At 39.7% G+C, this 13,062-nt stretch carries 9 protein-coding genes and 1 pseudogene; 4 read left to right on the top strand and 6 right to left on the bottom strand.

Going from position 1 to position 13,062, the window contains the following annotated elements; all coding sequences use genetic code 11:
• Positions 1-8 precede the first annotated feature (8 nt).
• Positions 9-2,939 (top strand): TonB-dependent receptor, encoded by a 2,931-nt coding sequence (locus BACFIN_RS16415; RefSeq protein WP_007749249.1) that lies wholly within the window; start codon positions 9-11, stop codon positions 2,937-2,939.
• A gap of 128 nt (positions 2,940-3,067) precedes the next feature.
• Entirely contained in the window at positions 3,068-4,507 is a 1,440-nt protein-coding gene (gene cls / locus BACFIN_RS16420; protein ID WP_007749246.1) for a cardiolipin synthase, read from the top strand.
• On the opposite strand, the gene BACFIN_RS16425 is transcribed toward cls, so the two are convergent.
• The gene (locus tag BACFIN_RS16425; RefSeq protein ID WP_007749245.1) at positions 4,476-5,039 is read right to left on the bottom strand and encodes an RsmD family RNA methyltransferase; all 564 of its coding nucleotides are present in this window, start codon (positions 5,037-5,039) and stop codon (positions 4,476-4,478) included. The two genes, cls and BACFIN_RS16425, sit on opposite strands and share 32 nt — an antisense overlap.
• A gap of 302 nt (positions 5,040-5,341) precedes the next feature.
• Here BACFIN_RS16425 and BACFIN_RS16430 point away from each other — a divergent pair.
• A pseudogene (locus tag BACFIN_RS16430) lies at positions 5,342-5,806 on the top strand (ORF6N domain-containing protein).
• A 38-nt stretch (positions 5,807-5,844) separates the two neighbouring features.
• Here the strand turns inward: BACFIN_RS16430 and BACFIN_RS16435 are convergent.
• Both BACFIN_RS16435 and BACFIN_RS16440 read right to left on the bottom strand, forming a co-directional pair.
• The gene (locus tag BACFIN_RS16435) at positions 5,845-6,615 is read right to left on the bottom strand and encodes a DUF3822 family protein (RefSeq protein ID WP_007749235.1); all 771 of its coding nucleotides are present in this window, start codon (positions 6,613-6,615) and stop codon (positions 5,845-5,847) included.
• On the bottom strand, positions 6,615-7,301 hold the full coding sequence (locus BACFIN_RS16440; RefSeq protein WP_007749233.1) for a hypothetical protein: 687 nt from the start codon (positions 7,299-7,301) through the stop codon (positions 6,615-6,617). Before BACFIN_RS16440 ends, BACFIN_RS16435 begins: the two co-directional genes overlap by 1 nt.
• A gap of 95 nt (positions 7,302-7,396) precedes the next feature.
• Between BACFIN_RS16440 and BACFIN_RS16445 the strand changes: the two genes are divergently transcribed.
• Positions 7,397-8,815, top strand: a complete 1,419-nt coding sequence (locus BACFIN_RS16445) for an ATP-dependent DNA helicase (protein ID WP_007749232.1) — start codon at positions 7,397-7,399, stop codon at positions 8,813-8,815.
• A gap of 60 nt (positions 8,816-8,875) precedes the next feature.
• On the opposite strand, the gene BACFIN_RS16450 is transcribed toward BACFIN_RS16445, so the two are convergent.
• From BACFIN_RS16450 to BACFIN_RS16460, 3 genes are read right to left on the bottom strand one after another with little or no spacing between them, the layout of a single operon-like run.
• Positions 8,876-10,831 carry a BT_3987 domain-containing protein gene (locus BACFIN_RS16450; RefSeq protein WP_007749231.1) on the bottom strand — a complete coding sequence of 652 codons (1,956 nt, stop codon included), beginning with the start codon at positions 10,829-10,831 and terminating at the stop codon, positions 8,876-8,878.
• A 29-nt stretch (positions 10,832-10,860) separates the two neighbouring features.
• Entirely contained in the window at positions 10,861-12,030 is a 1,170-nt protein-coding gene (locus BACFIN_RS16455; RefSeq protein ID WP_007749230.1) for a DUF1735 and LamG domain-containing protein, read from the bottom strand.
• Between the two features lie 10 nt (positions 12,031-12,040).
• Positions 12,041-13,060, bottom strand: coding sequence for a glycoside hydrolase family 18 (locus BACFIN_RS16460; RefSeq protein WP_007749229.1), 1,020 nt, complete (start codon positions 13,058-13,060; stop codon positions 12,041-12,043).
• Positions 13,061-13,062 lie beyond the last annotated feature (2 nt).

Here is a 13,062-nt window from a genome sequence, read left to right as displayed (position 1 = left end):
TAAGGTAAATGAAAAGATTTTCAGTCGGGTTGGTGTTGCTATTGCTGAGCACCTTCTCTATTTTTGCACAAAATAAGGTGATTACTGTTTCGGGACGTGTTGTAGAGTCCGACTCGAAAGAGCCGGCGGCACAGGCTACAGTTCAATTGTTGTCATTGCCCGATAGCGCTTATGCTGCCGGTATTGCCAGTAATAATCAAGGTTGGTTTACTCTTCCCAAAGTGAAGGCCGGGAAATATCTTTTGAAGGTATCCTATATCGGTTTTCTCACAAAGTATGTACCTCTTCATCTTTATGCGAACATGACGGAAAAGCGTGTGGGGACGATAGCGCTGGAGTCTGACGCTGTTATGCTGAAGGAGGCGGTGATTACTGCCGAAGCTCCCCAAGTGACTGTGAAAGAAGATACATTGGAGTATAATTCCTCCGCTTACCGTACCCCTGAAGGAGCTATGCTCGAAGAATTGGTAAAAAAACTTCCCGGTGCGGAAATTGACGATGAGGGGAATGTCAAGATCAATGGTAAGGAAGTGAAGAAGATTATGGTGGATGGTAAGGAATTCTTTGGCGGTGATGTGAAAACCGGACTGAAGAACTTGCCGGTTAACATGATTGATAAACTGAAGACGTATGATAAGAAATCTGACTTGGCGCGTGTTACGGGAATTGACGATGGAGAAGAAGAAACGGTTCTCGACTTGAAGGTGAAGAAGGGAATGAACCAAGGCTGGTTTGGAAATGCGAGTGCGGCTGTCGGTACGGAAGACCGTTATGGGAGTAACTTGATGTTGAATCGTTTTGTTGATAACAGTCAGTTCTCCTTGATTGGTTCAGCTAATAATGTAAACGATCAGGGATTTTCCGGAGGTGGTGGACCCCGTTTCCGAAACAGTAATGGACTGACTGCAACCAAAATGTTAGGAGTCAACTTTGCTTCCCAGTCGGAGAAATTGGAATTAGGAGGTAGTGCCCGTTATAACTTTAGCGACCGTGATGCGCTTTCTACTAACTATTCGGAACGTTTCTTGCAGAATGGAAATTCTTACTCGAACTCAAATAGCAAGAACCGAAGTAAAAATACGAACTTCAAAGCTGACTTCCGTTTGGAATGGAAGCCTGATACACTGACCAATATAATCTTTCGTCCGAATTTTTCGTATGGAAAGTCTGACAGTTACTCTAAATCCGAGTCGGGAACTTTTAAGAGTGACCCATTCAATTTGGTATCCAATCCTAATGACTTTCTGGATAAAAGTATTTGGAATACGACGGATGATCCTTTGGATGATATCCGTGTGAATGCCAGCAATAGCGAGTCTTCGACTGAAAGTAATAGTCTGTCAGCTAATGCTTCTTTACAAGTGAACAGAAGATTGAATAATCAGGGAAGGAATATAACTTTTCGTGGCACATTTAGTTATGGAGATAATGATAGTGAACAGTTTAGCGAGTCGTTAACACGCTATTTTGATACGGCAGCGGGAAAATCGGATGATGAACGTAAGCAGTATATAACATCTCCGACCCAAAATTATGATTATACGGCAGAACTGACTTATAACGAACCGGTTGCAAAGGCTACTTTTTTGCAGTTCCGGTATAAGTTTCAATACAAATATAGCGAAAGTGACAGAAGTACGTATAGTCTGCTTCCCGATGCTGATAAAGGACAAGACTGGATTTGGAATTATGGTGATGGACTACCTGAAGGTTACGAAAGCAATAAGGATATGAGTCTGAGTAAATATGCTCAGTATAAATATTATAATCACGATATTAATGCGGGGTTGAACATAATCCGTGAGAAATATCGGTTGAACTTTGGAGTATCTTTGCAGCCACAAAACACAACGTTGACTTATAGAAAGGATGATGTGGATACGATTGTCAAAAGAAAGGTGTTCAATTTTGCGCCTAATATCGATTTCCGTTATCGTTTCTCTAAGGTGAGCCAATTGCGGTTTACTTATCGAGGGCGTGCTAGTCAGCCAAGTATGGAAAACCTCTTGGATATTGAAGATAACTCAAATCCGTTAAATGTTCGTAGAGGTAATCCGGGACTGAAACCTTCTTTTTCTCACTCTATGCGGTTGTTCTATAATACTTATAATGGAGACAAACAACGTGGAATGATGGCGCACGCCTTCCTTAATATGACTCAAAACAGCATTACCAATTCTACTACTTATAATCAGACAACCGGTGGGGTGACAGTAAAACCAGAGAATATTAATGGTAACTGGAATGCAATGGGTATGTTCGGATTTAATACGGCTCTGAAGGATAAACGTTTTACTATCAATTCGTTCTCTCTTGTTAACTATACTAATGCAGTGGCTTATCTTTATAACGAAAGTACACAGGTGAATGATAAGAACACGAGTACAACGTTGACTTTGGGTGAAAATCTGAATGGAACTTTCCGTAATGATTGGTTTGAGTTTACTATTAACGGTTCGATCAACTATAATTTCGAACGTAATGAGTTGCGTCCGGAGAACAATCAGGAGCCATATACATTCGGATATGGAGCAAGCACCAATATTTCTTTGCCTTGGAGTATGACATTGTCTACAAACATAACCAACAATGCACGTCGTGGCTATCGTGACGCCAGCATGAATAAGAATGAGCTTATCTGGAATGCGCAGATTGCCCAGAACTTCCTAAAAGGTAATGCCGCGACAATCAGTTTAGAGATATACGATATTCTGAGACAGCAGTCCAATATCAGTCGTTCGTTGACGGCCGATATGCGTTCCGTTTCTGAGTATAATGGAATAAACAGCTACTGTATGCTTCGTTTTTCTTATCGTCTGAACGTCTTTGGAAATAAAGGAGCTCGTGGCAATATGCGTCAAGGCGGATTTGACGGAGGTGGTCATCGTGGACCGCGTGGACCACACGGCGGTGGACCGGGACGGATGATGCGTTTTTGAGGATAAGTGAATACAGATAAAAAGGAAGTCCCGGTGTAATGAACGAGAGTTGTTATCGGGACTTTTTTGTTTATCCGATAAATTACTCTATATTTGTTGCTTAGTATCCGCTTTTAGAAGAGATTCTTATGATAGATTGGATTTACATACTTGGTCAGATTGCAACGGTGGCTTTTGATATTCTCTATTTCGGGGCTATCATCGGTACGATTGTCATCATTATCCTTGACAACCGGAATCCGGTTAAGACTATGGCTTGGATACTGATCTTGCTTTTTCTGCCCATTGTAGGTCTTGTCTTTTATTTTTTCTTTGGGCGCAGCCAGCGTCGCGAACGGATTATCGGGAGGAAGAGTTATGACCGTCTTCTCAAGAAGCCGATGGCGGAATACTTGGCGCAAGATTGCTCGGAAGTGCAATACGAATATTCCCGTCTTATCCGACTATTCCAGCATACCAACCAAGCCTTTCCGTTCGAAGGAAACCGGGTAGCCGTCTATACGGAAGGTTATACTAAACTTCAGTCTTTACTGCGTGAATTGCAAAAAGCGAAGCAGCATATTCACATGGAATATTATATATTTGAGGATGACGCTATCGGGCGTATGGTCAGAGATGTATTGATAGAGAAAGCCATGCAGGGAGTTGAGGTACGGGTGATTTATGATGACGTAGGTTGCTGGCATGTTCCCAACCGCTTTTTTGAGGAGATGCGTAATGCGGGTATTGAGGTGAGGAGCTTCTTGAAAGTCCGCTTTCCCTTATTCACAAGTAGGGTGAATTATCGGAATCATAGGAAAATTGTTGTTATCGACGGGCAGGTAGGCTTTGTAGGAGGAATGAATCTGGCGGAACGTTATATGCGCGGTTTCTCTTGGGGAATCTGGCGAGACACGCACATCATGATAGAAGGCAAGGCGGTACACGGTTTGCAGACGGCTTTTCTGCTTGATTGGTATTTCGTAGACCGTACTCTGATAACCGCTTCCCGTTATTTCCCGAAAATAGACTCTTATGGAAATTCACTGGTACAGATCGTTACCAGCGAACCTATCGGTCCTTGGAAAGAAATCATGCAGGGATTGACCGTAGCGATAACCGGTGCAAAGAAATACTTCTATATGCAAACACCTTATTTCTTGCCGACCGAACAAATATTGGCTGCTATGCAGACGGCGGCATTATCCGGAGTGGACGTACGTTTGATGTTACCGGAACATGCCGATAATAGAATCACCCATCTTGGTTCCTGCTCCTACCTAGCTGATGTGATGCAAGCAGGTGTGAAGGTTTATTTCTATAAAAAAGGCTTCCTGCATTCCAAACTTATGGTTTCGGATGATATGCTTTCTACAGTAGGCTCCACCAATGTGGACTTTCGCAGCTTTGAGCATAATTTTGAGGTGAATGCCTTTATATACGATGTGAACACAGCACTTGAGATGAAGGAGATATTCCTGCAAGACCAACGGGAAAGCACGCAGATATTCTTAAAGAATTGGGTGAAGCGTTCGTGGAGACAAAAAGCGGTAGAGTCTATTGTCCGTTTGTTGGCTCCATTGCTGTAGCCCGAAAGATAGAGAAGTTCACGCTTCCATATACTCTCCTTTCTACAAAATACGGATTTTCCTCAAAGTTATTGTCCTTTCCGTGCTCCAATACTAATAAGCCTCCCTCTTTGAGTAAATTGTTTTGGAAGATAAGTTCGGGGATTGTCTCCAGTTCCTTTAAAGCGTAAGGGGGATCGGCAAAGATGAAATCGAACTGCTCGCGGCTGCTCTTGATGAATTTGAATACATCCCCGCGTATCGGCAGGCATTTGTCTGTCTTCACCTCTTTCATTATTTTGGAGATGAACGCGTGATGAGCAGGTTCTTTCTCAATGCTGATTACACGGTCGCAGCCTCTCGATACAAGTTCGATACTTATGCTTCCGGTTCCGGCAAACAAGTCCAATGCACTGACTCCTTCTTCAAAGTCGATATAATTATTGAGTACATTAAACAGATTCTCTTTGGCAAAATCTGTTGTGGGACGTGCTTTGAATGTTCGTGGCACATCGAATCTTCTTCGTTTGTAAATACCGCTGATTACTCGCATAAGATCATAACCTTTTATAATGTATTGAATATCACTAATGAAAAGCCAGTCTCCCCTGCTTGGAAGTAACAGTATAGTAACGACATTGATGAATCAGACTGTTTTGGTAGACTTTTCATGGTCAAAGATACAGATTCTTTTTGATATAGCAATATATATTGATTGGCGCTTACTTGTTACATTGAACACATTTGCTTACTTTCGCAGAAAAGATATTCCCCAATAGAATACAGCCCAAGTCTGACAGTATATCAATCGCCTGCCTCAATTGTGCTAAAAGAATAACACCAAAGTAGAATAAGATGGAACAACTCGAAGTAATACAGAGTAAGATTTATGATATACGTGGACAAAAGGTTATGCTGGATAGAGATTTGGCAGAAATGTATGGAGTTGAACCCCGCGCTTTAAATCAAGCGGTGAAACGTAATACAGATCGTTTTCCTATTGATTTTATGTTTCAGTTGACAGATGAAAAAACGGAAATCAAAGACGGTCATACAAATAAACATGGGCATTATGCGTGCTTTTGTTGCTGTTCGTTACTGTTAAGTCCTCCTATCAGTCCGGTACATGAACTACAGCGTGAAGTCAAGGAACTGAAAGAGTATATCGAAGAAGTGTTCGCAGACTACAACGACATCAATGACGACACTCGTATGCAATTGGAATTGATAAATCAGACATTAGCCGAATTGCAGGTGCAAAAAGCATTGGCAGACAAGCCGCGTAATCCTATTGGCTTCATTACCCCTAAGAAGAAATAAAAAACAGACTGCTTTATCGTCTCTCCGTTAACCACCGGTTATTCGCATGTCAATAAGGCCTGCATATCAATATTAGTAGCAGGATTCATGATAAATACCTGTAATATAAACTTTTTTAGTTCATTCATCAGAGTTTCTTTATCCGGAAGCGTCCCGGTCAGATGCAGTTCGTCCCTTTCCTGATTGAACTCTAATTGTTTCCAGACATACAACAGATAATAAATGCGGTCCTCCGTATGCGTGCATTCAAAAGAATTGGCTAAAAGCAGATGTCCCCGTTCAAAACAATAAATGTCAATTGCTTCCCGATGTATGGAAACGTACATCTTTTTACTGTTTCCCAGCCTGCTCTTGACGGAGAAATAATCGATGAGCGGGGTAGATTGAGAATAGAAATGGGCTTCGGGGTATTGTTCGCTCAGAAAGGTATGTGCACTCTTGTCCATACCGAAAATGATAGCTACATTATTCTTTTTGAGAATATTGCAGATCACCGTCTCGTTTTCCCGTTTCTGATGATTGTGGTAAAATAGAAGTTCCGCCTGTTCCTCTTCAAACAACTCCAGTGGCACGATAGTAAAACGCTTATCAGCCATCATGATGTTAACCCGTTTGTAGGAGTGGTTTAGAAAGTCCGATTCACGGAAAGTAGCTTTCAGATTAGCAGTAAGAGACAGGGAAGTATCCGTCTCTTTCTCTATCGTCGACAGCGAATTATCGTGAATCGGGTTATAGATAGAAAAAGAAAATCCATCCGTACTAAGACGGATGGATAAAGTATATTGTTGTGATTTAGTAAAATCAATCATTATTCCCAGTTACCGGCACCATTGTTCGGAGTATCGATAGAACCTACCATCAAACCGCAGTATCTACCCAATTTGCTCTGAACATCTTTTAAGTTAATGATTTCCTGTTTGTCAAGACCACCTAGATAAGTTTCGTACGGAGCTTTTACTTCGAACAAGAATACAGGAGCACCGGATTTAGCGGTATCATTCCTAACATTCATTTCGAACTGAGCACCGTTTCCATAAGGAATATATCTCATAGAGTCAGGATTGAATCCTTTAGGGAAGATAGTATCCATAACGGCTACCCACATAGTATCACGTTTGAAACCTTCGAGTCCCCATTTCTTGACTTCGTCATATTTACCTGTCTTCTTAGCTTTGTTGATGATAGCCATTGCCTTCTTTTCAGTCAGTCCGTCTTCCAACTGCTTGTCTGTCAACATACCCATTTTCATTACGAACGGTAGTTTTTGATTTTTAACGAAGTCAATCAGCGTATCAAATTTGTCTGTATACATTCCGTGATTAAGCGTGCGGTATTCCTGCTGCGCTTTACGGATGTCAATCAAACGAGCAATGACTGCTTTTTCTCTGTCTTTTTTTGCGTTTTCAAAATTGATAGGACCCATGATACTGGCGTAGCAGATGTAAACCAATGCGGCAGCACAGAGCACCAATACAATATTAAATACTGTTTTCATGATAAATTATGTTTTTAGTTGTTATATTCGCATCGCAAAAATAGAATAAATATATTTAAATACGATAGTTCCTCGAACTTTTTTCTCGTACAAAAATGATAAATAACTATTTAGAAAGGCAAATTAAGGAAAATTTTCCTTACCAACCAACTTTAGAGCAAGAAATTGCTGTAAAATCTCTTTCAGAGTTCCTGTTATCTACTCTGGCGGATGAAGTTTTTATCTTGAGAGGTTATGCCGGTACCGGTAAGACATCTCTGGTCGGAGCATTGGTGAAAACGATGGAACAGTTGCAGCAGAAGTCTGTCTTGTTGGCTCCTACGGGACGTGCCGCAAAAGTTTTTTCGGCGTATGCAGGCCATCCTGCTTTCACCATTCATAAGAAGATATACCGGCAACAGTCCTATTCCAACGAGTTTACTAATTTCTCCATAAATGACAATCTTGCTACAAACACCTTGTTTATTGTGGATGAAGCCTCCATGATTTCCAACGAGGGTCTGTCCGGCAGCGTGTTCGGTACGGGACGTTTGCTGGATGACTTGATACAATTTGTCTATTCGGGACAAGGGTGTCGTCTTTTGTTGATGGGAGATACAGCACAGCTTCCTCCGGTGGGAGAGGAATTGAGTCCGGCACTTTTTGCCGACGCGTTGAAAGGATATGGGCTTGAAGTCCGTGAGATTAGCCTGATTCAGGTAGTCCGCCAAGTGCAAGAGTCCGGTATTTTGTGGAATGCTACGCAGTTGAGGCAGTTGATAGCGGAAGACGAATGTTACTCTCTACCTAAGATAAAGATAACGGGCTTTCCTGATATCAAGCAAGCGCCTGGCACAGAACTGATAGAAGAATTGACAAACTGCTATGATCACGACGGGATGGATGAGACAATCGTTATTTGCCGTTCCAATAAACGTGCGAACCTATATAATAATGGGATACGTGCGCAAATCCTATGGCGTGAAGATGAATTGAATACGGGCGATATGCTGATGGTGACCAAGAATAACTATTATTGGACAGAGAAGTATAAGGAAATGGATTTCATAGCCAATGGTGAGATTGCTGTTGTCCGTCGTGTCCGTCGCACTCGTGAGATGTATGGATTCCATTTTGCGGAGGTCACCTTGAGATTTCCTGACCAGAATGATTTTGAACTGGATGCTAATCTATTATTAGATACTTTGCATTCAGATTCACCAGCATTGTCGAAAGCGGATAATGACCGTTTGTTTTATACTGTGCTTGAGGATTATGCCGATATTGCCAATAAACGTGACCGGATGAAAAAAATGAAAGTCGATCCGCACTATAATGCCTTGCAAGTGAAGTATGCATATGCGGTGACTTGTCATAAAGCACAGGGCGGACAGTGGCAGAATGTGTTTTTGGATCAGGGATATATGACGGACGAGTATTTGACTCCTGATTATTTCCGTTGGTTGTACACGGCTTTTACTCGGGCAACGAAAACGTTGTATTTGGTGAATTATCCGGAGGGGCAGGTGGAATAGCTAATTTGAATAGTAAGAGGGTATCCTTTCGGATACCCCTATTAATTTGTGTTGGATAATTTATTGTTTTGTCAATTCGTAATTAAGTCCTGTCGGATGTGCTTCTTGGAAAATAGTATGAGTGTATAACCATGTATTTCCGCCATCATTAGAACAATATGGGACAGCTGTACAGTTTCTATTATCGTTGAATGGAAATGGTTTTAAGGTAATTGAACCGTCGCTGTTTAGTATTGCTCTGAATTCTCCTTCTTTTCCTCCTACTGTCCATGAATTGGCTGTGCGTCCAGGAGTGGCCCAACACATTTTCCACATTAGTGGATCTGTGGCATCTGAATAATGGAGAACTTGTGGCATTGGGATACTGAGTGGATTAGTATCAGAATTAGTATATAGCATGGTTAACGGATACTGTTCTAGCAATTTGCCATATGGTGCCCATCCATATACATAATAGGATTCATTTTTAATGTTTTCTTCTATTCTGATGTTGAACTCCATTTTGCTAAATTTATTTTCCCACTTACTTCCTGTCCAATTATATTGTTGAGCTGTTGAGATTTTCCAATTTCCTAAATAATAGTTGTAATCTTTAATAGCTGATGAACGTGAAGGAGTAAAATCAGTTCTTCCATATACTTGTTCAGTCCATATAATGTTGTCATTATATAGTGTTTGACCTATTTCATTAAACTTTGAACTATAAACTTTTGATGCTTTTAAATTATAAATAGCAAAGTATCCCCATTCGTTTTTGATTTTAGACAGATAGACTGAATTAGGATAAAAATTATCTTCTGTCACATTTATTGCGTATGGGCATTGCTTGGTTTTATCAATATGTGATAATTCATTCCATAAATTATAGTTTCCAAAAACAGTATAATCTAACAAATCATTTACATCCTTACCTTCAATTTCTCCTAATGGATAATTGATAGAAGGTTCACCATTTTCCTGTTTACACCAATATACCCCAATTTGTTTATCAGGCATTATTTGTCGGCACTCGTAAATCAGGCGGCTGTATTGCTCTTGTGATGGAACTACCAATCCGGGATGCCCTCCCACTTGTTCATAGTTTGACCATTCATCATCAAAACTTATACCGTCAAATCCATAAATGTCCACATATGATTTTAGTTCTTTGGCAAAATCTTTAGCGGCTTCATCCCCTAAACTTCTCATGCCCGCTGGTGTATGGTCGCCTAAAATGGTTAAATGGACTTTTATTCCTTTTTGCTGTAACGGACGAATTAGCTTATCAGCATTCTCTAAAACGAAAGTTACTTGCGGATTGCAATGTACGTATGGCTTTCCCTCTTCATTTAAACGAATATTGGCGGCAAAAACATTGACTATATCGAAGAATGGTTTCTTACTGTTTTCCATGGTATATTCACCTGCATTCAATATATTTTCATTATTTACCTCTATGTAACAGATTGTTTTGACTCTTCCTTTTTCCGTATTAGGTAGAGTAGCTTGTGGAGTTACAAGATAAATATAAGATTCGTTATTGCTCGAAGTTTCAATTCCGTCAGAAGCAGTAGCTGATACTGCTACCGCATACCTTGTACCGATTGTACCTCCAGGTTGAATATCCAACTCTACAGAAGAGGATTTGCGCTTTCCGGCGGGAATGGTTGTTATTCCTTCATTTTCCAATGAAAGTTTATCTGTCGGATACATTGGATAGTTGGTGCCATTTACTTGATTGTAGGTATTTAGCGCTGACTCATCAACTTTAAATGTTACTGTGATGTCTTTATTGGTGGCTTTGTTCAGTTCAAAGTATAAATGTCCTGTACCATGCTTGTCACCATTAATGGCTATGGCAGTGAGAGCTTTTGCTCCGGCGGCTGATTTTACGTAGCCAAAATTACCTTCTATATTACCAAATGAGTTATTTTCAGATGATATAGTAATGTCATCTTCGCAGGCGGTAAATACGTTACTTGTACAGGCAAGTAGCGCAATCCAAAAAGATGATTTGATAAATCTTGTATATTTCATGACTTAATTCTAATTAAAATTGTTGATTATTAATCCTCTTTAGCCGGAAGAGCTACGTCTACCCAAGTCAGTGTTGAAGAAGGGGTTGCATTATTACCATTTACGGAATAATCTTTTATTTCATCAAGACCGTCATTCAGTTTCCAATACGCTACTAATCCTTCAGAGTTAGGATCTACTTCGTATGCATGATCTTTTGCATTAATTTCTTCTTCACTTAATACACGGTTCCAAATTCGTACTTCGGCAATATCAGCATCTAACCAACGTTCATTATTGTATGAATAACCTATCCAGAAGCAACGTGGTTTGCCATTAGATTCGTCAGAATGAGGAATTCCCCAGTTAATAGCGCCAATATTCATTGGACTATTAGTAACTAATTCTCCATTGTAGTAAGCCTTTAAATTTTTTGCTTCAGCGTCATAAGTGATGACAATGTGTAACCATTCTTCCAATGGTACATCCCGATTAATGTGTATGTTTGTAGCACTTGAGGTTCCTGCTATTTGCAAGTGGTTCGCTGGCACGCCATCATCACCGAATCGGAATAGGAATTTGCCTTCAATTCCCATTAATGTACTAATGTTATGGTCAAAGCTGTGTGGGCGAATTAATGCTTCTGCTGTCATCATTGTTAATTTGTTAACTGCTTCAGGATTTTTCCATTCTACATAGATATTGTTTTCTTTAATATTCGCTACTTTATTGATGAGTGACGCTCCTTTAAATACATAATAGAAAGTTTGTGCTGAAGCTAAAATGCCAATATTAGCATTGTCTATACTGACGGGGAGTATGTACACTTTGTCAATATTCAATTGATTAATTTCTTTGAAGTAGACTGTGATTGGTGCGGAGATAACACTTCCTGCAAATATTTTTCCTTCCATATTTGAGAAAGAGTAATGTTTTTCAGGCAACATTTCCACATCATTTGTATAGTAGATATCTTTGTAAGCAGATACTAATGCAGGGTCTACTTTGATTGTAAAATTAATATCACTTTCTTCCGGTTTTGCAATTTCCAACTGGAAAGTACGTTCGTCGGATTCTATGTTAGATTTGACTAAGATGTTTTCAGGACTAACAGAACTCATGAAAATATTATTGGAGAAGTTTTCCATATCATCATTGCATCCTGTAGAGATGAAAGTCAATAATCCTAACGTAATGCCATATAATTTTTGTAGTTTCATAATAGTTTAATTATTTGGTGGGGGCTGGATTCATTATATTAATGGTCTTTTTCACATTGTGGTAATTCCCGCTTGTTTGATAATAATCATTTTGGACATTATTAATAGCTATGCCACATTTATCATATTCTTGAGTGTCTGCTGTTATCCAATAAGCAGTTTCAATAATAGCCCTTTCTGTGCCTATGAAGCCTGTACTTGTGTCAGACGTGTCCAAAGAAGGAGTTGAAACAGCCATGATGAAACGGTCTGTTGGTACTCCTGTTTCCAAACAGTCTTGAATGGCAAGAGTAAATTTATTTTTATCTGTTACTTGGTACATCTCTATGATGAGATGAAGGAATTTGGATAGAATATTCTTATCTACTACATTTTGAGGTTTTCCTTGTAAAGAGAGGAATTTTCCCTCATTTTTATTAATCCAGTTTAATGCAGCATTGAAAAAGATATTTTGACTGGCAGTGTAAGCAGCTTTATCTTCGGCTGTCATATATTTCGGATTTTGTCCGATAAACTTTAGTATAATTCCATCAAAGGGGGCAGCATATGCCAATTGCTTTTCTATTTCTTTTGAAAGAAAATAGTCAAATGTATTTTCATTTTCAGCTTCTGATTGGGTAGAAATAATGTCCTCATATTGCTTATGTATCTCATCATAACTGATGGCGTAAACTACTTTTGTACCCTTTTGTTGTAAAGTCATTATTTCTTCTTTTTCAAAAGCTGCCAACTCTGAAGGATACATCAAACCGACAATATCAATGCTGTCAGGTAGGCTTGTTATATGTTGTGCATAACTGGAAGGATTCTTTTCGCTATTATCAAACCACGCGTACACTTTTTTATGTTCCGTATCGGCTTTGTATTGGCGTAAGTTCTCCAAGTACTTGGTATATAACTCAGGATTCTGCTCCTGAATGTTAGGTTGTTTGATATCTATACCTTCAATATCTGTCCAATCACTACATGCTCCTAATGTGAAGCTTGTAGTAAAGAACAATAAGGTTGCTATTTTAAATTTATTCTTCATAA

Source organism: Bacteroides finegoldii DSM 17565, from assembly GCF_000156195.1.
Classification (GTDB): Bacteria; Bacteroidota; Bacteroidia; order Bacteroidales; family Bacteroidaceae; genus Bacteroides; species Bacteroides finegoldii.
Note: the sequence above shows the minus strand (reverse complement) of the source record. Positions and strands in the feature narration are given on the sequence as shown.